At 73.2% G+C, this 19,636-nt stretch carries 21 protein-coding genes and 3 tRNA genes; 12 read left to right on the forward strand and 12 right to left on the reverse strand.

The genetic code is table 11. From position 1 onward, the window contains the following. Positions 1–2: 2 nt before the first annotated feature. Positions 3–1,538 carry an AMP-binding protein gene (locus CLV28_RS07230; protein ID WP_100422650.1) on the forward strand — a complete coding sequence of 512 codons (1,536 nt, stop codon included), beginning with the start codon at positions 3–5 and terminating at the stop codon, positions 1,536–1,538. A gap of 24 nt (positions 1,539–1,562) precedes the next feature. Here CLV28_RS07230 and CLV28_RS07235 read toward each other — a convergent pair whose 3' ends face one another. The 3 genes from CLV28_RS07235 to CLV28_RS15485 form a co-directional block, all read right to left on the reverse strand. After that, positions 1,563–1,937 carry a PH domain-containing protein gene (locus CLV28_RS07235; protein WP_100422651.1) on the reverse strand — a complete coding sequence of 125 codons (375 nt, stop codon included), beginning with the start codon at positions 1,935–1,937 and terminating at the stop codon, positions 1,563–1,565. Positions 1,938–2,043: 106 nt separating this feature from the next. Further along, positions 2,044–2,116: transfer RNA gene (locus CLV28_RS07240), tRNA-Asn, on the reverse strand. Positions 2,117–2,178: 62 nt separating this feature from the next. Continuing rightward, the gene (locus CLV28_RS15485; protein WP_157802557.1) at positions 2,179–2,688 is read right to left on the reverse strand and encodes a hypothetical protein; all 510 of its coding nucleotides are present in this window, start codon (positions 2,686–2,688) and stop codon (positions 2,179–2,181) included. A 60-nt stretch (positions 2,689–2,748) separates the two neighbouring features. Between CLV28_RS15485 and CLV28_RS15490 the strand changes: the two genes are divergently transcribed. Both CLV28_RS15490 and CLV28_RS07250 read left to right on the forward strand, forming a co-directional pair. Then, positions 2,749–3,402, forward strand: a complete 654-nt coding sequence (locus CLV28_RS15490) for a YqaJ viral recombinase family protein (protein WP_157802558.1) — start codon at positions 2,749–2,751, stop codon at positions 3,400–3,402. 22 nt (positions 3,403–3,424) lie between these two features. Continuing rightward, positions 3,425–3,498: transfer RNA gene (locus CLV28_RS07250), tRNA-Ile, on the forward strand. On the opposite strand, the gene CLV28_RS07255 is transcribed toward CLV28_RS07250, so the two are convergent. After that, on the reverse strand, positions 3,496–3,915 hold the full coding sequence (locus CLV28_RS07255; protein ID WP_100422653.1) for a hypothetical protein: 420 nt from the start codon (positions 3,913–3,915) through the stop codon (positions 3,496–3,498). The genes CLV28_RS07250 and CLV28_RS07255 overlap by 3 nt on opposite strands. Positions 3,916–4,032: 117 nt before the next feature. Here CLV28_RS07255 and CLV28_RS07260 point away from each other — a divergent pair, with 117 nt between their 5' ends. Continuing rightward, positions 4,033–4,260 (forward strand): three-helix bundle dimerization domain-containing protein, encoded by a 228-nt coding sequence (locus CLV28_RS07260; RefSeq protein WP_100422654.1) that lies wholly within the window; start codon positions 4,033–4,035, stop codon positions 4,258–4,260. 34 nt (positions 4,261–4,294) lie between these two features. On the opposite strand, the gene CLV28_RS07265 is transcribed toward CLV28_RS07260, so the two are convergent. Beyond that, on the reverse strand, positions 4,295–5,197 hold the full coding sequence (locus CLV28_RS07265; protein ID WP_157802559.1) for a dihydrodipicolinate synthase family protein: 903 nt from the start codon (positions 5,195–5,197) through the stop codon (positions 4,295–4,297). An 85-nt stretch (positions 5,198–5,282) separates the two neighbouring features. Here CLV28_RS07265 and CLV28_RS07270 point away from each other — a divergent pair, with 85 nt between their 5' ends. The 3 genes from CLV28_RS07270 (at position 5,283) to CLV28_RS07280 (ending at position 7,384) form a co-directional block, all read left to right on the forward strand. Next, entirely contained in the window at positions 5,283–6,110 is an 828-nt protein-coding gene (locus CLV28_RS07270; RefSeq protein WP_100422655.1) for a DUF1206 domain-containing protein, read from the forward strand. A 67-nt stretch (positions 6,111–6,177) separates the two neighbouring features. Then, positions 6,178–6,666 carry a peptide deformylase gene (def, locus tag CLV28_RS07275; protein ID WP_100422656.1) on the forward strand — a complete coding sequence of 163 codons (489 nt, stop codon included), beginning with the start codon at positions 6,178–6,180 and terminating at the stop codon, positions 6,664–6,666. Positions 6,667–6,883: 217 nt separating this feature from the next. Beyond that, on the forward strand, positions 6,884–7,384 hold the full coding sequence (locus CLV28_RS07280; RefSeq protein ID WP_100422657.1) for a DUF3145 domain-containing protein: 501 nt from the start codon (positions 6,884–6,886) through the stop codon (positions 7,382–7,384). A 101-nt stretch (positions 7,385–7,485) separates the two neighbouring features. On the opposite strand, the gene CLV28_RS07285 is transcribed toward CLV28_RS07280, so the two are convergent. From CLV28_RS07285 to CLV28_RS07305, 5 genes are all read right to left on the reverse strand, one after another. Continuing rightward, a complete protein-coding gene (locus tag CLV28_RS07285) occupies positions 7,486–8,730 on the reverse strand; it encodes a beta-ketoacyl-[acyl-carrier-protein] synthase family protein (RefSeq protein ID WP_100422658.1) in 1,245 nt (414 codons plus the stop codon). Positions 8,731–8,824: 94 nt separating this feature from the next. After that, positions 8,825–9,073 (reverse strand): acyl carrier protein, encoded by a 249-nt coding sequence (locus CLV28_RS07290; RefSeq protein WP_100422659.1) that lies wholly within the window; start codon positions 9,071–9,073, stop codon positions 8,825–8,827. A gap of 117 nt (positions 9,074–9,190) precedes the next feature. After that, complete coding sequence (locus CLV28_RS07295; protein ID WP_100422660.1) at positions 9,191–10,198, reverse strand: beta-ketoacyl-ACP synthase III; 1,008 nt, start codon at positions 10,196–10,198, stop codon at positions 9,191–9,193. Then, on the reverse strand, positions 10,195–11,172 hold the full coding sequence (locus CLV28_RS07300) for an ACP S-malonyltransferase (protein ID WP_100422661.1): 978 nt from the start codon (positions 11,170–11,172) through the stop codon (positions 10,195–10,197). The genes CLV28_RS07295 and CLV28_RS07300 overlap by 4 nt, the downstream gene beginning before the upstream one ends. Before the next feature lie 98 nt (positions 11,173–11,270). Beyond that, entirely contained in the window at positions 11,271–12,374 is a 1,104-nt protein-coding gene (locus tag CLV28_RS07305) for a PucR family transcriptional regulator (RefSeq protein WP_239073108.1), read from the reverse strand. A gap of 190 nt (positions 12,375–12,564) precedes the next feature. Between CLV28_RS07305 and CLV28_RS07310 the strand changes: the two genes are divergently transcribed. Continuing rightward, entirely contained in the window at positions 12,565–13,254 is a 690-nt protein-coding gene (locus tag CLV28_RS07310) for a hypothetical protein (RefSeq protein WP_100422663.1), read from the forward strand. 139 nt (positions 13,255–13,393) lie between these two features. Here the strand turns inward: CLV28_RS07310 and aceE are convergent, their stop codons facing one another. Next, positions 13,394–16,156 carry a pyruvate dehydrogenase (acetyl-transferring), homodimeric type gene (gene aceE, locus CLV28_RS07315; protein WP_100422664.1) on the reverse strand — a complete coding sequence of 921 codons (2,763 nt, stop codon included), beginning with the start codon at positions 16,154–16,156 and terminating at the stop codon, positions 13,394–13,396. A gap of 301 nt (positions 16,157–16,457) precedes the next feature. On the opposite strand from aceE, the gene CLV28_RS07320 reads away from it, so the two are divergent. The 3 genes from CLV28_RS07320 to CLV28_RS07330 all read left to right on the forward strand — a co-directional run bounded on the left by CLV28_RS07320 (position 16,458) and on the right by CLV28_RS07330 (position 17,463). After that, positions 16,458–16,868: a DUF3052 domain-containing protein gene (locus CLV28_RS07320; protein ID WP_100422665.1), complete on the forward strand. Its 411-nt coding sequence runs from the start codon at positions 16,458–16,460 to the stop codon at positions 16,866–16,868. Continuing rightward, positions 16,858–17,328: a peroxiredoxin gene (locus CLV28_RS07325; RefSeq protein ID WP_100422666.1), complete on the forward strand. Its 471-nt coding sequence runs from the start codon at positions 16,858–16,860 to the stop codon at positions 17,326–17,328. The genes CLV28_RS07320 and CLV28_RS07325 overlap by 11 nt, the downstream gene beginning before the upstream one ends. Before the next feature lie 58 nt (positions 17,329–17,386). Next, positions 17,387–17,463: transfer RNA gene (locus CLV28_RS07330), tRNA-Val, on the forward strand. Between the two features lie 53 nt (positions 17,464–17,516). Here CLV28_RS07330 and CLV28_RS07335 read toward each other — a convergent pair. Next, positions 17,517–18,185 (reverse strand): SIMPL domain-containing protein, encoded by a 669-nt coding sequence (locus tag CLV28_RS07335; protein WP_100422667.1) that lies wholly within the window; start codon positions 18,183–18,185, stop codon positions 17,517–17,519. Between the two features lie 151 nt (positions 18,186–18,336). Here CLV28_RS07335 and CLV28_RS07340 point away from each other — a divergent pair, with 151 nt between their 5' ends. Further along, positions 18,337–19,560, forward strand: a complete 1,224-nt coding sequence (locus tag CLV28_RS07340) for a pyridoxal phosphate-dependent aminotransferase (protein ID WP_100422668.1) — start codon at positions 18,337–18,339, stop codon at positions 19,558–19,560. Positions 19,561–19,636 lie beyond the last annotated feature (76 nt).

Below are 19,636 nucleotides of genomic sequence, written 5' to 3' on the forward strand. Positions count from 1 at the left end.
CCATGAGCGACGCGGTGGACGACGTCCCGACCGGCCCGTCCTCCGGGCCCTCACCCGACGCGGTGCCCTCACCCGACCCGGTGCTCGACCCGGCCCTCGGGCTCGACCCCGCCCTCGCGGAGTACGTCCCGGGAGCCTCGATCGCCCTCGACGACGCCGAGCGCTGGCCGTTGCTCGACGCCGCGGGGGCCGGTGCGCTCGACGACGTGCGCCGCCACCGCGCCGCGCCGCGCTGGCGCCACGCGACCGGGGACCGCCTCGTGGCCGACGACCTCCCGACGCTGGACGCGTACGACGCCCGGCTCCGTGACGAGGAGGCGTCACCGGCGCACGCGCTGCCGGACTGGGTCACGGCGCTCGTGGCCCGTGCGCACGCCGTCGTCCCGCGGTACCGGCGCACCCCGGCCGCGCGCCGTGGTGACGTCGTCGCCCTGCAGGACCTCGTGCCGGTGACGCGTGACGACCTGCGCACCGACCTTGCGTCGTTCGTCCCGGTCGACGTGCCGCTCGACCGTGTGCTCGAGGGGACGAGCTCGGGCAGCACGGGTGCGGCGATCACGCTGCCGCTGCACCCGGTGTTCCTCGTCCAGGACCTGCGTCTCGTGCAGCACCTCGTCGAGCGGGCGGGCGTGAGCTGGGCGCCGGTCGACGGACGGCTCGGCCTGGTCAACCTGCTCGACCAGCGGCACGCCTACACGTACGCGTCGGCGATGACGGGCCTGCGCCGCGCCCTCGGGCAGCCGGCGCCGTCCATGGCCCGCGTCAACCTGGACCCGAGCGGCTGGGACTCGCCCGACGACCGGGCGACGTACCTGTCCGAGCTCGACCCCCAGGTGCTGAGCAGCACCCCGCTCGCGCTGCTGGCGCTCGCGGACCTCGACCTCGACCTGCACCCGGTGGCCGTGGTCAGCGGCGCCGCGCACCTGACACCGGCGGCGCGCGCGCGCGTCGAGCGGACCTGGGGCGTGCCCGTCGTCGACCTGTACGGGCTCACCGAGACCGGTTCGGTCGCCGCCCGGACCGACGACGGTCCGTTCGTCGTCGTCCCGGGGCACGTGTGGGTCGAGGTGCTCGACGACGCGGGGCGGCCGGTCCCCGACGGGACCCTCGGCGAGGTGGTCGTCACGACCGACGAGAACCCGTACCTGCCGCTGCTGCGCTACCGGACGGGGGACCGGGCGCGCCGCGTCGTGCGGGTGGTCGACGGGTCGACGCGCGTCGAGCTGCACGACCTGGAGGGGCGCGCCGCGGTGCGCTACGCCCGTGAGGACGGGACCTGGGTCGCGGCGGTGGACGCGACCCAGATCCTGCAGTCCTACGGTGCGGCGGCGTGGCAGCTGCACCAGGGCGCGGACGGCGCGATCGCGCTCGACGTCGTCATGGACGCCGGGGGCTCCGCGGACCGTGCCGGCCTCGACGCCGCGATCGCCCGGACCCTCGGGCGTCCCGTGCGCTCGCGCGCGGTGCCGCCGTCGGTGCTGGGCGAAGGGCGCGCGCGCCGGTTCTCGACCGACCTCGCGGGCGGCGAGGGGTTCTGACCGGCGCGGCGCCCGGTGCGCGGGTCAGAGCGCGTGCGTCGCGATGAGCGCGCTGATCTGGTGGATGTCCACGCCGCGCGAGAACTGGAACGCGACACGGCCCAGGTGGCTGAACCACAGCACGAGCTCGGCGTCGAGGTCGGTCGTGCCGTTCGTCTCGACCGCGAAGGCCTGGACCTTGGCGTAGGGGAGCGAGGTGTACGCCTTCTTGGTGCCGGTCATGCCCTGCACGTTGAGCGCGACGATGCGCTTGTCGGTGAACGTGACCGAGTCGCGCTGGCTGTTGAACGCGAGCTCGATGACCTCGCCGTCGATCAGGACGTCCTGGAGCGCCTTCTCGGCGGAGTCGAGCTTCCACTCCGAGAGGCGGACGAACGCGGTGCTGTCGAAGTCGATCACGGTGTTCCGTTCTGGGCGAGGGGTGGGACGCCGCCCATCCTAGGGGCGCGGCGGGCGCCCGGGAACGAGAACAGCCCCGGAACCAGGGGTTCCGGGGCTGTCGCGGCTCCCGCGGTTGGACTCGAACCAACGACCGTCCGATTAACAGTCGGATGCTCTGCCAACTGAGCTACGCGGGACCGTACGACTCGACACGGCACCGTTCCCGGTGGGCGTCGAACCGGAGGAAACTCTATCAGGTTCAGCGGGGTAGTCCGGACGCGCTGCGCACCCTCGCCTCGGCCGCGTCGACGCGTGCCAGGACCTCGGGGTCGTCCAGGTCGACGCCCGGGTCGGCCTGGACCTGGGAGAACAGCGTGCCGCCCCGCCCGCGCCGCACCGCGACCTTGACGCGACGCCCGTGCGCGAGCGTCAGCACCTCGGCGAGCACGACGGACGACTGCACCCGTTCGCGCAGCACCTGCGGCACGCGCGAGCTCACGGGCGACGCGAGCCGCAGCGTCAGTGGCGGCGCGCCGTCGACCCACTCGACCGTGAGCTCGGCCTCGCGGGGGTCGAAGCCCGCCCGGTCGACGTCCGACCACGCGCGGCGCACCGCGGGGTCGGCCGCGTCGTGGACGACGCACAGGAGCTCGCGCGTCGCGACGACCCAGCCGCCCCCGTCGAGCGCGGCGGCCGCCAGGGCCCGGTCGCCCGGAGGCACCACGCGGCGGACGTCGTCGGGCAGCGCGGCGCGGCGGAAGATCGACATGCGGTCACCGTAGCGCGGGACGTCCCCGCCGTCGTCGGACGTCGCGGCTATCCTCGCGGGGTGACAGCGACCGAGGTGGGGCCCGCGCGGGTCGCGGCACGCCCCGTCCGGTTCCGCACGGGAGCGGACGGCGCCCCGCTGGGCTCGCACGACCGCCCGGCCTGGCTCGAGGCGCGGCGGGCGGGCGTCACGGCGACGGACTGCTCGAAGATCGTGCGCCGCGACGGCGTCCCGAGCGCGCAGCGTCAGGGCCTGCTCGAGAAGAAGGTCTTCGGGTCGTCGGACCCGGAGTTCTGGGGCTACGCGCACGGCCGCGAGCGCGAGCCCGTGATCGCCGCGTGGGTCGAGGCGGAGTTCGGCATCGCCCCCAACGCGTTCCTGTGCCACGGCCACGACGAGGCGCACCTCGCGACGCCCGACGGGATCGGACCGGACGCGGTCGCGGAGATCAAGACGTCGGTGCTCCCGCTACGGGCGGCACGCGGCCGCTACTGGGACCAGCTCCAGTGGCAGATGCACGTCACGGGGGTCGAACGCTCGCTGTTCGTCGTCGAGAACCGGTACACGCTCGAGCGCGAGGTCGAGTGGGTCGAGCGCGACGAGGGCCGGCTCATGATGCTCGTGCAGCACGCCGACGAGTTCCTCGACGACCTCGCGACGCTGCGGGCGCAGGTCGCAGAGCGTGCGCGGCGCATGGCGCTGCGCAGGCGGTGACGCAGGTATGCTCGGCGCCCGAGGGGCAGTAGCTCAGCCGGTCAGAGCAGCGGACTCATAATCCGTCGGTCGTGGGTTCAAGCCCCACCTGCCCTACGAGATCCCTGCGAGCAGCGCGCGCACGTCGTCGAGCTGCAGGGTGTCCTGCGGGATCACCAGGACGCCGTCCGGGAGGTCGATCGAGCGCGCCGCGGCGTCGTCGGGGTCGAGACCCTCGGCGAGAACGGACTGTGCCGCGTCGAGCGTCGCGTCCGAGTCGTCGGTGAGCTGGTAGACGTTGACGGGCCGCAGTCCCTCCGGCATGCAGATCTCCCCGTCGAGGACGCCGTCGATCGGCTCGTCGATCGGGATGCGGTCGTCGCAGTCGAGCGCCGCCCGTACGTCGTCGTACACGTCGCCGACCGGAGGTGCCGGGGTCGCGCCGCCGTCCTCCGCGGGCGTCTCGGAGGCGCACCCACCGAGCGCGAGGCAGACGGGCAGGGCCAGGAGGACGAGAGCGCGCGTGCGGGTCATGGGGAGCAGCCTAGGGGAGGCGCAGGTGCGGCCTGGCCGTCGGGCCGTGTCCCGGTCGGGGCGAGTGTTCACCTGCCGGGTGTGGTGACGTCACCCGTCGTGCCGCATCATCGGGGCATGGACGCCGAGCACGAGTCGCAGGAGATCGAGGACGTCGTCGCGCGGGTGCACGCGCGGTTCCCCGACGTGTCGCCGCAGGACGTACGGGAGCAGGTGCGGGCCGAGCTGGGCCGCCACGGGGACGCGACCGTCCGCGACTTCGTCCCCGTGCTCGTCGAGCACGCGGTGATGGACACGCTGCGCGCGAGCGCGCGCCCGACGGACCTGCCCACCGAGGCGTCCTGAGGGCCCCTCCCGCGGCCGAGCGGGTGCCTGGGCCTCAGGTCGGGCGCTGCGCGACGAGGTCGCGCAGCACGTCGACCTGTGCACGGGTCGCGGCGAGCGCGGGCCCGCGGGGGGCGCCCGCGGGCGTGCCCAGCAGCTCCGCGAGGGCGTGCAGGCCGCCGAGCGGCCGCATCGCGGTGAGCGCGGTCGCGACCGCCAGGAGCCATCGGCGCGCCTCCACGGCGTGCTCGGTCCCGTCGACCCGGTCCCGCCGGACCGCGACGTACTCGACGGGGGCGAGCGCGGCCAGCCCCGTGTGCCACGCATCGGCCGCCTCGGCGTCGTCGAGCAGGGCGACGTCCATGCTCAGACCCACGGACGCCGTGACGTCGGACGACGCCAGCGCGGCCCGCAGTGCCGCGGCCCTGCCCCGGGGCCGGGCTGGGAGCGTCGCCGGGTCCTTGACCGCGTGCACCGTGGTCTCGCGCACCAGACGGGCGAAGAACTCGGGCGTCAGGTCGTAGCCGGTCTGCAGCGGCTTGTTGTAGAAGCACACGGGCGCGGCCGTGGCGTCGCACAGCGCCCGCACGTGCGCCTCGACCTCGTCGTCCACCAGCGGCCCGTACGCGAAGGGCGCGATCAGGAGGCCCGCCGCGCCGGCGTCGACCGCGTCGCGGCCGAACCGCACGACGTCGCGCGTCGTCGGCGCGCTCACCGCGACGTGCACGGGGGCCGACGCGGCGGCCGCGACCGCGGCGCGCACGACCAGGTCCCGCTCGGACCGGTCGAACGACGTCCCCGCGCCCGATGACGCGAGCACGGTCACGGCGTCCGCCCCGGCGTCCAGCGCGCCCGCGACGAGGTCGGCCAGGGCGCGAAGGTCGGGGGCGCCGTCCGCGGCCAGGGGCGTGACCGGGTAGGCGAGGAGGCCGTGGAACGGCCCGGGGTGTGACGTCACCCGCACAGGATGCCAGTCCCGCACGCCCCTGCCACACTTCCGGATCAGGTCGGAGACGCCGACCGGACGAAGGAGTGATGTCAGGGTGCCCACCGGCTCCAGCACGACCCCCAGCAGCGCGGCACGCAGCGCGAACGACAGCAAGGCCCTGACGACGCTCGCCCGGGTGGGCTACGTCGCCTCGGGCCTCGTCCACCTGCTCGTCGGGTGGATCGCGATCAAGGTGGCGATGGGATCGAGCGGCAAGAACGCGGACCAGAGCGGGGCGTTCCAGGAGATCGCGAGCACGCCGGGCGGCGTCGCGGCGCTGTGGGCCGCCGTGGTCGGCTTCGTCGCGCTCGCGGTGTGGCAGGTCACCGAGGCGATCGCGGGCGGCCGCTCCGCCGACCCCAAGGACCGCACCATGGACCGGGTCAAGGCGATCTCGAAGGCCGTGCTGTACGGGTTCCTCGCGTGGACCGCGTTCCGGTACGCCTCGGGCGGCAGCACGAGCGGCGGTGGCTCGAAGCAGGAGAGCCTCACGGCCGACCTCATGGGCAGCACCGCGGGCCGTGTCGCGATCGGCGTGGTCGGCCTCGTGATCGTGGGCGTGGGCGTGTTCCACGTCGTCAAGGGCTGGCGCAAGAAGTTCCTCGAGGACCTGCGGGGCACGGGCGGTCGCCACGTCGGCACCGCCGTCGTGCGACTCGGGCAGGTCGGCTACATCGCCAAGGGCATCGCGCTCGGCGTGCTCGGCGGCCTGTTCGTCGCCGCGGCCGTGACGGCCGACCCCGAGAAGGCGGGCGGTCTCGACGACGCGCTGCGCACGATCGGCGAGCAGCCGTTCGGGCAGTTCCTGCTCATCGCGACCGGCGTGGGCATCGCCGCCTACGGCGTCTACTCGTTCGCCCGCGCGCGCTTCGCCCGCATGTGACGCCTCCGGGTCCCCGGGGTGTGCACGCAGCGCCCCGGGGCCCGGCGGGTCGTGGAACAATACGCGCATGGCGATGCGAGAGATCCGGACGATCCCCGACCCCGTGCTGCGAACCCCGTGCGAAGAGATCACCGTGATCGACGACCGCGTGCGCTCCCTGGTCGACGACCTCCTCGAGACGGTCGACCACGACGGCCGTGCCGGCCTCGCGGCGAACCAGATCGGCGTGAACCTGCGCGCGTTCTCCTGGAACATCGACGACGAGATCGGGTACGTGCTCAATCCGCGCATCGTCGACCTCTCGGAGGACGAGTACCAGGACGGCGAGGAGGGCTGCCTCTCCGTGCCGGGCCTGTGGTACCCCACGCACCGCGCCTGGTACGCGCGCGTCGAGGGAACCGACCTGGACGGCAGGAAGGTCGTGGTCGAGGGCACCGAGCTCATGGCGCGCTGCCTGCAGCACGAGACCGACCACCTCGACGGCATGCTCTACCTCGACCGGCTCGAGAAGTCGGTGCGCAAAAAGGCCATGCGCGAGCTGCGCTCGCAGCTCTGACCCACCGGGCCGAGCCGCCCTCCACCGCATCGCCGGGACCCGCCGTGAGCTGCCGCAGGCGGCCGCGCGACGTCCGACCTGACGGTTCGCCGTGCGGGATGTCGGTGGCTCGTGTCAGCATGTCAGGAGCACACCGTACGGTCAGCGGCCGGTGGCGCTCTCCCGCAGGACCTGAGGACGTTGGGGAAGACGGACCTCGACCCTAGGGAGGACGACCATGTCTGCTGCGATCACCCGCGGTGTACTTTTCGTGCACTCTGCGCCCCGCGCGCTGTGCCCCCACATGGAGTGGGCGGCCGGCAACGTGCTGGGCGCACGAGTCACGCTCGACTGGACGGAGCAGCCTGCCGCGCCCGGACACTTCCGTGCCGAGCACTCGTGGCAGGGCGCCCAGGGCACCGGCGCGCGCCTCGCGTCCGCCCTGCGCGGCTGGGACCACCTGCGCTACGAGGTGACCGAGGAGGCCAGCCACGGCGCCGACGGCGCCCGCTGGTCGCACACGCCCGAGCTCGGGATCTTCCACGCCGTGACCGACGTGCACGGCAACGTCGTCGTGCCCGAGGACAGGGTGCGGGCGGCGCTCGAGCACGCGCACGACCCGCGGGCCATGCGCGAGGCGCTGCACCTCGCCCTCGGCAAGTCGTGGGACGACGAGCTCGAGCCGTTCCGCTACGCCGGGGCGGGTGCCCCGGTGCGCTGGCTGCACCGCGTGGGCTGAGCGCCCGCGACCTCCCTGGGTACGACGAAGCCCGGCGACCGTGATCGGTCGCCGGGCTTCGTCGTACCGGCGCACGGCCGGCGGGCCGTGCGCCGGTAGGGTCAGACGGACGTCGCCACGAGCGCGACGTTGTGGCCGCCGAACCCGAACGAGTTGTTGATCGCCGCGACGTCGCCCGCGGGCAGGTCGCGGGGCACGTCGCGCACGAGGTCGAGGTCGAGCTCCGGGTCGGGGTTCGCGACGTTGATCGTCGGCGGGGCCTTGCGGTCCGCGAGCGCCTTGATCGTGAAGATGGTCTCGAGGGCGCCGGCGCCGCCGAGCAGGTGGCCGGTCATGGACTTGGTCGCGGAGAGCGCGACGTGGTCGGCGTCGCTCCCGAGCAGGGTGCGCACCGAGCGCGTCTCGGTGAGGTCGCCGACCTTGGTCGAGGTCGCGTGCGCGTTGAGGTGCACGACGTCCTGGTAGCCGATCCCGGCGTTCTCGACGGCCCGGCGCATCGCGGCGATCTGCCCGCGGCCGTCGGGGTCCGGGGAGGTGATGTGGTAGGCGTCGGAGCTCAGGCCCACGCCCGCCAGGCGGGCGTACACGCGCGCGCCGCGGGCGGCGGCGTGCTCGGCGCTCTCGAGCACGACGATGCCCGAGCCCTCGCCGAGCACGAACCCGTCACGGTCGGAGTCGTAGGGGCGCGAGGCGCCCTGCGGGTCGTCGTTGCGCAGCGAGAGCGTGCGCGAGGCGGCGAACGCGGCCAGCGGCATGGGGTGCAGCGCGGCCTCGGTGCCGCCGGCGACGACGACGTCGGCACGGCCCGAGCGGATCATCTCGATGCCGTAGCCGATGGCCTCGGCGCCCGAGGCGCACGCGGAGACGAGCGCGTGGGCGCCGGCCTGCGCGCCGATCTCGAGCTCGACGTAGGCGGTCGGCGAGTTCGGCATGAGCATGGGGACGGTCATGGGCAGCACGCGGCGCGCGCCGCGCTCCTGGAGGGTGTCCCAGGCGTCGAGCGTGGTCCAGATGCCGCCGATGCCGGACGACACGACCGCGCCGAGGCGCTCGGGGTCGACCTCGGGGCTGCCCGCGTCGGCCCAGGCCTCGCGCGTCGCGATGATCGCGTACTGCGCGGAGGGGTCCATGCGCTTGATCTCGGGCCGGGGGAGCACCTGGTCGGGAGCGACCTTGATCTGCGCCGCGAACGTCACGGGGATGCCGTACTTCTCGGCCCAGTCGTTCTCGAGCGTGCGGGCGCCGGACTCGCCGGCGAGCGCGGCGGCCCAGGTCGAGTCCACGTCCCCGCCGAGCGGGGTGGTGGCTCCGAGGCCGGTGACGACGACGTCGCGGACGGTGCTCATGACGGCTCCTGAGGGGTCGTGCGGAAGGTGTGGGGGGTCGGCCGGGGCCCGCGGGCGAACGCGGGCCCCGACCGTGCGGGCGAGCCCGGCTGGGTCAGGCCTGGGCCTTGGTGATGTAGCTGACGGCGTCGCCGACCGTGGTGAGGTTCTTGACGTCCTCGTCGGGGATGCGGACGTCGAACTTGTCCTCGCAGTGCGTGACGATCGTCATCATCGACAGCGAGTCGATGTCGAGGTCGTCGGTGAAGGACTTCTCGAGGAGGACGGCGTCGGTCGGCAGACCGGTCTCCTCGGACACGATCTCGGCGAGGCCGGCGAGGACTTCCTGCTCGGTGGCAGCCATGGGGTTCTCCTTCGGGGTGTGCGCCGGGGGGTCCGGTGCGTTTCGGTCGGTCGGATGGAACAGTACGGGGTCGTGCGGGGGAGCGGAACGTCGGGACGCGCCGCCCGGGTCGTGCGGCTAGGGGATCACCACGACCTGCGCTGCGAACACGAGGCCCGCCCCGAAGCCGATCTGCAGCGCGAGGTCGCCGCTGGCGACCTGGCCCTCGGCGACGAGGCGGTCCATCGCGAGCGGGATCGAGGCGGCCGAGGTGTTGCCGGTGTCGGCGATGTCACGGCCGATCGCGACGGTCTCGGGCAGCCCGAGCTGCTTGATCATCTGGTCGATGATCCGCATGTTGGCCTGGTGCGGGACGAACGCCTGGATCTGGTCGGCGCTCACGCCGGCCTCGGCGAGCGCCTTGGCGGCGACGGGCGCCATCTGGAAGCTGGCCCACTTGAAGACCGTGGGGCCGTCCTGCCGCAGCGTGGGGTAGCCGAGGCTCGGGTCGTCCTTGATGGCGTCCCAGGCGTGGGTCTGGCGGATCGCGGTGTGCTTGGAGCCGTCGGAGCCCCACACGGTCGGGCCGATGCCCGGGGTGTCGGACGGGCCGACGAGGGCCGCGCCCGCGCCGTCGCCCAGCAGGAACGAGATGGTGCGGTCGGTCGGGTCGACGAACCCGCTCATCTTCTCGGCGCCGATCACGAGCACGTGCTGCGCGGCGCCCGAGCGCACGAGCGCGTCGGCCTGGGCGATCGCGTACGTGTACCCGGCGCACGCGGCCGACACGTCGTACGCGGCGGCGGGGTTGGCCCCGACCCGGTCGGCGACGATCGCGGCGGCGGACGGCGTCTGGTGCTGGTGCGTCGAGGTCGCGACGATCACGGTGTCGACGTCCGCACCGGTCAGACCGGCACGCTCGAGCACGATGCGCGCGGCGCCCTCGGCGAGGTCGAGCACGTCGACGTCGTCGCCCGCGCGGCGGCGCGTGACGATGCCGGTGCGCTGGCGGATCCACTCGTCGGACGAGTCGATCGGCCCGGCGACGTCGTCGTTGGTCACGACCTGCTCGCCGCGCACCCCGCCGACCGCGAGGATCCGCGAGTACCGGGTGGGCTGGGCCTGGGTGATGGTCGCGCGGGTCACGCGTCGGCCTCCGGTCGGACGCCGGAGTGCCGGGCGACGAGGTCGCGCGCGGCCTCGAGGTCGTCCGGGGTCTTGATCGCGACGGTCTCGACGCCCTTGAGCGTGCGGCGCGCGAGCCCGGTCAGCACGCCGCCGGGGGCGAGCTCGACGAGGCCGGTGACACCGAGCTCGAGCAGCGTCTCCTGGCACAGGTCCCAGCGCACGGGCGCGACGACCTGCGCGGCGAGGCGCGCGAGGACGTCGGCACCGCGCCCGTGGGGCGAGGCGTCGCCCGCGATCGTGGCGTACGACGCGCCGTCCGCGTTCGACAGCAGGGTCACGCTCGGGTCGGTCGCGGCCCAGCCGGTCGCGACGGGGGTGAACGCGTCGCGCGCGGAGTCCATGAACGGCGTGTGGAACGCGCCGGCGACCTGCAGCGGGATCACGCGGGCGCGGGCGGGCGGGTCCTCGGCGAGACGTGCGAGGCCGTCGTGCGCGCCGGCGGCGACGACCTGGCCGCCGCCGTTGACGTTGGCGGGCCACAGGCCGGCGGCCTCGATCGCGGCGAGCACCTCGGCGGGGTCGCCCCCGACGACGGCCGCCATGCCGGACTCGGCGGCCGCGGCGGCCTGCGCCATCGCGCGGGCCCGGTGCGAGACGAGCGCGACCGCGCCCGCGTCGTCGAACACGCCCGCGACCGAGGCGGCGGCGAGCTCGCCGACCGAGTGGCCCGCGGTCACGTCGACCACGTCGGCGGCGGGGCGGTCGCCGAACAGCTGCGCGGCGGCGACGAGCGACGCCGCGACGAGCAGCGGCTGCGCGACCGCGGTGTCACGGATCGTGTCGGCGTCCGACGTCGTGCCGTGGGCCACGAGGTCGATCTCCGCGGCCTGCGACAGCCGGGCGAGCTGGTCCGGGACGCCCGGCAGCTCGAGCCAGGGGGCGAACATGGCGGGGGACTGGGAGCCCTGTCCAGGGCAGACGACGGCGAGCACGTGTCCACTCTGCCCCGTCGCGCCGATCCTGAGACGTCACGACGCCCACCAAGGTTGCGCAGGGCGTTTGTCCGGACCCTACAAGCGGCCCGGCGACGTCAGCGCGTGTGCGCGAGCTGGCCGAGCGCGAGCGCGACCTGCAGCACGAACGACTCGCGCGCGTCGAGCGGGTCCCACCCGGTGATCTCCGAGACCTTGCGCAGGCGGTAGCGCACCGTGTTCGGGTGCACGTAGAGGGTGCGTGCGGCCGCCTCGAGCGAGCGCCCCGTGCCGAGGTACGCCGAGAGCGTCTCGAGGATCGAGCCGGTCGACTCCTCGAGCGGGCGGTAGGCCTGCGCGACGAGCGTGCGGCGCGCGGTCGTGTCGCCCGTGAGCACGCGCTCGGGCAGGAGGTCGTCGGCGAGCACGGGGCGCGGCGCCTGCGGCCAGGCGGGGGCGGCGGCGAGCCCCGCGAGCGCGGCCTGCGCCGAGCGGGCGGCCTCGTCGAGGCCCGCGACCGTCGGGCCGATCACGACCGGGCCGGGCCCGAACCGGGGCAGCAGGCTCGCCGCGGCGGCCTGCAGGTCGCCCTCGCCGCCCAGCACGAGCACGACGCGGTCGCCGTGGATGCCCACGAGCGCGTCGCCCGCCGCGCGGCGCGTCGCGCGGCGCAGCTCGGCCGTGCGCAGCTCGTCGAGCGGCGTCTCCGTGGTGCCGACCATGACCAGGGTGTGCCCGCGCCCGCCCCAGCCGAGCGCCGAGACGCGCGAGCGCAGCGAGTGGTCGCCGTCGCCGCGGATCAGCGCGTCGACCACGAGCGCCTCGAGCCGGGCGTCCCACGCGCCACGCACCTCGGCGGCGCGCGCGTAGACCTCGGCGGCCGAGAACGCGACCTCGCGCGAGTACCGCAGCACGGCCTCGCGCAGGTCGCGCTCGTTGCCGGGCGCCGCGAGGCGGTCGCTGTACTCCTCGACGACCTCGACCACGATCCGCACGAGCTGGAGCGTGTGCTGCAGCGAGATCGAGCGCGTGAGCTCGGACGGCGCGGTCGCGAAGATCTCGTTGACCCCGTGCGGCGGGCGCGCCGGGTCGGCGTACCAGGACGTGAACGCCGAGATGCCGGACTGCGCGACCAGCCCGATCCAGGAGCGGTCCTCCGCGGGCAGCGCCCGGTACCAGGCGAGGTCCTCGTCGAGGCGGCGCAGCGCGGCCGCCGTCAGCATGCCGTTGCCGTCGCGCACGCGTTGCAGGTTCTCGCCGATGCCCGTGGTCGTCACAGCGTGAGCATACCGGGGCGCGGTTGTGGGGAGTCCACAACTCCGCGGTGGCGGACGACGGGCAGCGCAGTGCGTCCCCGACGTGCGGGCGCGGGGTGCCGACCCCATCCTGGACACCCCGGATAGGGTGGCAGGCATGGCCCTGATGCCCCGGTTGAGACAGCTCATACGACGCACCTCGACGGCGTCGACGGTGGGATCCCGCCGTCCGACGACGGGCGAGCGGAGAGGGGACACCGTGCACGAGGACTCCCTGCGGGCCATGCTCGTGGACGACCCGAACAACGCCGAGGCCTTCGGGGCGCTCGCCGAGATCGTGCGCCGGCGCGCGGCCGAGAGCCACTCGTCCGACGACCCGCTCGCCGCGCCCGTCGACGAGCAGGAGAAGGAGCGGGCCGCCGAGCTCGCCGTCTGGTCGCTCGCGGAGGAGCTCGCCGGCAACCCGCGCGGGTGGTACCCGCTCGTCGAGCTCGGCCGGCTCTCGCTGCACGACGACCCCGAGGGCGCGCTTCGCCGTCTGACCACCGCCGCCGAGCGGGAGCCGACCGGCCGCGCGCTCGTCGCCGCGATCGCCGTGCTGCGCGACGCGGGGCAGCCCGTCGAGGCGCTCGGGCTCGGGGTCGGGCACTGGCGCGCGCGCGAGCACGTGCCCGAGGCAGGCCGGCAGATCGTGCTCGCCGCGCTCGAGGCCGACCGGCCGTTCGACGCCAAGCACCACCTCGGCTCGCTGGACCTGTACCCCGACCAGGGCGAGGTCGCGCCGATCCGCGCCGAGCTCGAGCAGGCGATCGCGCGGGCCGGCGCGCAGACCGGACCGCACGCCTGAGGCCCGGTACCGCCTGAGCCCGGTACCGCCTGAGCCCTGCACCGCCTGAGCTCTTCACCACCTGAGCTTCAGCCGGGACGACGACGGCCCCGCACCCTGGTGGGTGCGGGGCCGTCGTGCGTCCGGCGTCAGGCGCGGGTCAGCTGTCGCCGCCCGCGTTGCCCGACGTGCCGGCGTTGACGTCGTGCAGACGGTACTTCTCGATCGCCTGCGCCGGGACGGCCGCGTCGACCTTGCCCTGCTTGACGAGCTGCTGGAGCACGCGCACCGCGGTCGAGGGGCCGTCGATGTTGAAGAACCGACGGGCCGCCGCACGCGTGTCCGAGAACCCGAAACCGTCGGCGCCGAGCACCGCGTAGTCGCCCGGGACCCACTGGCGCACCTGGTCGGGCACGAGGTGGTCGTAGTCGCTCGTCGCGACGAACGGACCCTCGGCGCCCTGCAGCTTGGCCGTCAGGTACGGCACGCGCGGCTCGGCCTCGGGGTGCAGGAACGCCTGGCGCTCGGCGGCGAGGCCGTCGCGGCGCAGCTCGTTCCAGCTCGTGACCGACCACACGTCGGCCGAGACGCCCCAGTCCTGCGCGAGGAGCTCCTGCGCCTCGAGCGCCCACGGGACACCCACGCCCGAGGCCAGGATCTGGGCCTTGGGACCCTCGACGTCCGACACCGAGACGCGGTGGATGCCGCGCAGGATGCCCTCGACGTCGACGTCCTCCGGCTCGGCCGGCTGGACCATGGGCTCGTTGTACACCGTGAGGTAGTACATGACGTCCTGCTCGCGGCCCTGCGCGTCGCGGCCGTCCGTGCCCTCGCCGTACATGCGCTCGATGCCGTCGCGCACGATGTGCCGGATCTCGTAGCCGTAGGCCGGGTCGTACTGGACGATCGCGGTGTTGGTGCCGGCGATGAGCGGCGAGTGGCCGTCGGCGTGCTGCAGGCCCTCGCCCGTGAGCGTCGTGCGGCCCGCGGTCGCGCCCATGATGAACCCGCGCGTGAGCTGGTCGCCCGCGGCCCAGAACTGGTCGCCCGTGCGCTGGAAGCCGAACATCGAGTAGAAGATGTAGAACGGCACCATGACCTCGCCGTGCGTGGCGTAGGACGTGCCGACGGCCTGGAACGCCGCCGCGGAGCCGGCCTCGTTGATCCCGGTGTGCAGGATCTGCCCGGCCTCGGACTCCTTGTAGCTCAGCATGAGCTCACGGTCCACGGCGAGGTAGTTCTGGCCCTGGGTGTTGAAGATCTTCGCGCTCGGGAAGATCGAGTCCAGGCCGAACGTGCGGGCCTCGTCCGGGATGATCGGCACGACGCGCTTGCCGAACTCCTTGTCGCGGATCAGGTCCTTGAGCAGCCGGACGAACGCCATCGTCGTGGCGATCTCCTGCTTGCCCGAGCCCTTCTTGAGCACGTCGTACGTCGAGGCGGGCGGCAGCGCGACCTGGTTCGGCGCGGAGCGACGCTCGGGCACGAACCCGCCGAGCTGACGACGGCGGTCGAGCATGTACCTGATCTCGGGCGCGTCCATGCCCGGGTGGTAGTACGGCGGCTCGTACGGGTTGGCCTCGAGCTCGGCGTCCGTGATCGGGATGCGCAGCGAGTCGCGGAGCTTCTTGAGGTCCTCGAGCCCGACCTTCTTCATCTGGTGCGTCGAGTTGCGGCCCGCGAACGTCGACCCGAGGCCGTAGCCCTTGACCGTGTGCGCCAGGATCACGGTCGGCTGGCCCGTGTGGGCCGTCGCCGCCGCGTACGCCGCGTAGAGCTTGCGGTAGTCGTGGCCGCCGCGCTTGAGGTTCCAGATGTCGTCGTCGGTCATGTTCTCGACGAGTTGCTTGGTGCGCGGGTCGCGACCGAAGAAGTGCTCGCGGATGAACGCGCCGTTCTCGGCCCGGTACGTCTGGTAGTCGCCGTCCGGGGTCGTGTTCATCAGGTTGACGAGCGCGCGGTCCTTGTCGGCGTTGAGCAGGGTGTCCCACTCGCGGCCCCAGATGACCTTGATGACGTTCCAGCCCGCGCCGCGGAAGAACGCCTCGAGCTCCTGGATGATCTTGCCGTTGCCGCGCACGGGGCCGTCGAGGCGCTGCAGGTTGCAGTTGACGACGAAGTTCAGGTTGTCCAGGCCCTGCTGCGCCGCGAGCTGGAGCATGCCGCGCGACTCGGGCTCGTCCATCTCGCCGTCGCCGAGGAACGCCCACACGTTCTGCTGGCTCGTGTCCTTGATCCCGCGGTTGTGCAGGTACTTGTTGGTCCACGCCTGGTAGATCGCGGACGCGGGGCCCAGGCCCATCGAGACCGTCGGGAACTCCCAGAAGTCCTGCATGAGCCGCGGGTGCGGGTACGACGGCAGGCCGCCGCCGGCGTGCGACTTCTCCTGGCGGAACCCGTCGAGCTGCTCGGCGCTGAGCCGGCCCTCGAGGAACGCGCGCGAGTACACGCCGGGGGAGGCGTGGCCCTGGAAGTAGACCTGGTCGCCGCCACCCGGGTGGTCCTTGCCGCGGAAGAAGTGGTTGAGGCCCACCTCGTAGAGCGTCGCGACCGACGCGTACGACGAGATGTGCCCGCCGACCCCGATCCCGGGGCGCTGCGCACGCGTCACCATGACGGCGGCGTTCCAGCGGTTCCAGCTGCGGTAGCGGCGCTCGAGCACCTCGTCGCCGGGGAAGTACGGCTCCTCGTGCACGCCGATGGTGTTGACGTACGGGGTGTTGACGGACGTCGGGATCGCGACGTTGCGCTCCCGGGCACGCTTGAGCAGGTTGAGGAGGACGTAGCGCGCGCGGGGCCCGCCACGGTCGTCGATCAGGCCGTCGAGCGACTCGACCCACTCGCTCGTCTCGGACGGGTCGATGTCCGGAACCTGGCTGAGCAGACCGTTGATCAGCGGTCCGGTCTCGTCGAATGAAGCCACCAGTAACCCTCTTGTCTCGTTCGGAACGGTGCAGGACGCGGTGTGTCCCACGGTGCTCGCCTCGGATACCACCGTGCACGACCGGGCACCGGGGCGATCCCGCGCGTCGACCATGACGACAGTGGTTTCCCCATTCTGTTCCGATCGGACGTGGAAGTCACACCAAACCTTGGTCAAGAGGGCGTGATCTGTGTGACACACCGGTCAGGTGAGGCAGCGGACGGGGCCGTGGGCTACCTTTGCGACTCAAGGGAACCGCGGTCTCGCGGGCTCCCAGGACGAGGAGAGGACGAGGCACACTGTGGCAACGGACGGTGACCCGCGCGACGCGAGCAGGCTCGGGTTCACGACGGGGCAGGTCATCCAGGAGTTCGGCTGGGCCGACGACGTCGACGACGCCCTGCGCGCCGCGATCGAGGAGGTCGTCGGCGGGGAGCTCGTCGACGAGGACTACGGCGACGTCACCGACGGTGTGATCGTGTGGTGGCGCGAGGAGGACGGCGACCTCACCGACATGCTCGTCGACGTGCAGACCGTGCTCGACGACGGCGGCGCCATCTGGATCCTCACGCTCAAGCCCGGCCGCGGCGGCCACGTGCCGCACGGCGAGGTCCAGGAGGCCTCGACGACGGCCGGCCTGCACGCCATGAGCACGTTCTCGATCGCCCCGGAGTGGAACGCGACCAAGCTCGGGACGCGGCGTGGGCGCTGACGCCCCCGACGAACCCCTGACCGTCGGCGACCCCGCCCCGGACCTCACGCTCCCCGACACGCACGGCACCCCCGTGCGCCTCGCGGACGTCGAGGGACCCGTGATGGTCGTCTTCTTCCCGTTCGCCTTCTCGGGCATCTGCACGGGCGAGCTGTGCGAGCTGCGGGACAACCTCGAGGACTTCGAGGCCGCGGGCGTGACGCTGCTCGGGGTCTCGTGCGACCCCGTCTTCTCGCTGCGCGCGTGGGCGGAGCAGCAGGGCTTCGACTTCGAGCTGCTCTCGGACTTCTGGCCGCACGGCGACGCCGCGCGCTCCTTCGGCGTGTTCGACGCCACGCGCGGGCGTGCCGGCCGCGGCAGCTTCCTGCTGTCGGACGGCGTGGTGCGCTGGTCCGTCGTCACCGAACCCGGGGTGGCCCGCGACCTCGACGGGTACCGCGAGGCGCTCGCGACGCTGTGACGCGTCGCGGACGGCGCGTCCGCACCCGCGCGCGACCCGGTAGCATGGCGCGCTGCCAGGGCCTGTAGCTCAGCTGGTTAGAGCGCCACGCTTACACCGTGGATGTCGGGGGTTCGAGTCCCTCCGGGCCCACCATCACCGCCTCCGGGAGTCGTCGGCCGCCCCGGGGCGCGGAGACCGGAACCTCGTCACCGCACCTCGAAGTCGGCCGTGACCACGGTGGTGACGCTGATCTGGTCGGGGTGGAGCGCGAGGTCACCCGTGTCACCTCCTGAGCCGACGCCGTTGCGGGCGCCGACGCCTGTCTCGGCGGCACCGCGCGCGAGTCCTGGACGCAGGCCCTCGTCGTACAGGTGGACGATCGCGACCTCCGAGAGCCCGAGGGCTCCGGCGTACGCCTCGGCCCGGGATCGTGCGTCGAGCGCCGCACCTGTGCGCGTCGCCCGGAGCGCGTCGCGACGTGTGGCCTCCGTGAGGGTCCACTCGACCCGATGGACGCGCGCGTCGGGCACCTGGTGCACGTCGAGGACGAACGCGTGCAGGCGCGGGACGTCCGAGAACTTCACGTCGATCGACGCGGCTGCGTGGTGACGGTCGAGGTAGACCCCGTCGACGTGCGCGCTGGGCTTGTGCCACTGCGTGGCCGACCAGGTGACGACGCCGTCGGCACCCCACCAGGTCGCCGCACCGTCGGCGACCGCGGACGCGGCGAGCGACGCGACGGCACCGAAGGCGCTGTCCGCGCGCTCCCGCGGGCTGCGGGTGTCGTCCGCCGTGGCCTTGATCCGGACGTGGACGGTGCCTCGTTCCGCAGGGACGTGGCGCACGGCGTGGCCTTGGACGGTGACGAGCGGCATGACGGACTCCTTGTGCGGGCGGGGTCGACGACCGGGGCGGGCGTGCGTCGCACGGTGAGGTGCACGACCAAGGATGTCAGTCGCTCGCGCGGGGCGACACCGCCGTTCGCGTGCGCCGCGGCGCACCTCGGGTCCGTGCGACGATACGTCGATGATCCAACCCGTCGAACAGTCAGCAAAGCTCCGCGGCGTCCTCTACGACATCCGCGGCCCCGTCGCGGCGCGCGCAGCCCAGCTCGAGCGCGACGGCCACAAGATCCTCAAGCTCAACATCGGCAACCCGCAGCCGTTCGGCTTCGACGCGCCCGACACGATCCTGCAGGACATGATCGCGGCGCTGCCCACGTCGCAGGGCTACTCGGACTCCAAGGGCATCCTGTCGGCGCGCCGCGCCGTCGTCAGCGCGTACGAGGACCGCCCGGGGTTCCCGGACCTCGACGTCGACCGCGTGTGGCTCGGCAACGGGGTCTCCGAGCTCATCCAGCTCTCGCTCCAGGCGTTGCTGAACAACGGCGACGAGGTGCTCGTCCCGACGCCCGACTACCCGCTGTGGACGGCGGTCACGAAGCTCGCGGGCGGCGAGCCGGTGCACTACATGTGCGACGAGTCGGACGGCTGGAACCCTGACATCGAGGACATCGCCTCGAAGATCACGGACCGCACCAAGGCGATCGTCGTGATCAACCCGAACAACCCGACGGGCGCGGTGTACTCGCCCGAGCACCTGCGCAAGATCGCGGCGCTCGCGCGCGAGCACGGCCTGATCCTGATGTCGGACGAGATCTACGACCGCATCCTGTACGACGGCGCGCAGCACACCTCGACGGCGGCGGTCGCCGCCGACGTCCTGACGCTCACGTTCTCGGGCCTGTCGAAGGCGTACCGGGTCTGCGGGTACCGGGCCGGCTGGATGGTCATGACCGGCCCGACCGCGCACGCGCAGAGCTACGTCGAGGGCCTCAACCTGCTCGCGTCGATGCGGTTGTGCCCCAACGTGCCCGCGCAGAGCGCGATCCAGGTCGCGCTCGGCGGCTACCAGTCGATCAACGAGCTGATCCTGCCCGGCGGCCGGCTGCTCGCGCAGCGCGACGCCGCGGTCGACGCGCTCGCGAAGATCCCGGGCGTCTCGGCCGTGACCCCCAAGGCCGCGCTGTACATCTTCCCGAAGCTGGACCCCGAGGTGTACCCGATCAAGGACGACGAGCAGCTCGTCCTCGACCTGCTGCTGCAGGAGAAGATCCTGCTCACGCAGGGCACGGGGTTCAACTGGCCCGACCCGGACCACCTGCGCATCGTGACCCTGCCGTGGGCGTCGGACCTCACGACCGCGATCGAGAGGCTGGGGAACTTCCTGTCCTCGTACACGCAGCACTGAGCGTCGCGCCCTCCGGGGCGCGCCGGCCCCGTGTCAGTGGGGCGGGGGAGACTGGGGCGTGCTCGCCGTCCTCGCC

This window comes from Sediminihabitans luteus, assembly GCF_002797595.1.
In the GTDB taxonomy this organism is placed as follows: domain Bacteria; phylum Actinomycetota; class Actinomycetes; order Actinomycetales; family Cellulomonadaceae; genus Paraoerskovia; species Paraoerskovia lutea.

Bases quoted from the DNA above. Each gene is read 5' to 3' on its own strand.
- CLV28_RS07230 (WP_100422650.1), top strand. From the start codon at position 3: ATGAGCGACGCGGTGGACGACGTCCCGACCGGCCCGTCCTCCGGGCCC.
- CLV28_RS15485 (WP_157802557.1), bottom strand. From the start codon at position 2,688: ATGTCGATCTTCCGCCGCGCCGCGCTGCCCGACGACGTCCGCCGCGTG.
- CLV28_RS07255 (WP_100422653.1), bottom strand. From the start codon at position 3,915: ATGACCCGCACGCGCGCTCTCGTCCTCCTGGCCCTGCCCGTCTGCCTC.
- CLV28_RS07260 (WP_100422654.1), top strand. From the start codon at position 4,033: ATGGACGCCGAGCACGAGTCGCAGGAGATCGAGGACGTCGTCGCGCGG.
- def (WP_100422656.1), top strand. From the start codon at position 6,178: ATGGCGATGCGAGAGATCCGGACGATCCCCGACCCCGTGCTGCGAACC.
- CLV28_RS07280 (WP_100422657.1), top strand. From the start codon at position 6,884: ATGTCTGCTGCGATCACCCGCGGTGTACTTTTCGTGCACTCTGCGCCC.
- CLV28_RS07285 (WP_100422658.1), bottom strand. From the start codon at position 8,730: ATGAGCACCGTCCGCGACGTCGTCGTCACCGGCCTCGGAGCCACCACC.
- CLV28_RS07290 (WP_100422659.1), bottom strand. From the start codon at position 9,073: ATGGCTGCCACCGAGCAGGAAGTCCTCGCCGGCCTCGCCGAGATCGTG.
- CLV28_RS07305 (WP_239073108.1), bottom strand. From the start codon at position 12,374: ATGCTGACGGCGGCCGCGCTGCGCCGCCTCGACGAGGACCTCGCCTGG.
- CLV28_RS07310 (WP_100422663.1), top strand. From the start codon at position 12,565: ATGGCCCTGATGCCCCGGTTGAGACAGCTCATACGACGCACCTCGACG.
- CLV28_RS07335 (WP_100422667.1), bottom strand. From the start codon at position 18,185: ATGCCGCTCGTCACCGTCCAAGGCCACGCCGTGCGCCACGTCCCTGCG.
- CLV28_RS07340 (WP_100422668.1), top strand. From the start codon at position 18,337: ATGATCCAACCCGTCGAACAGTCAGCAAAGCTCCGCGGCGTCCTCTAC.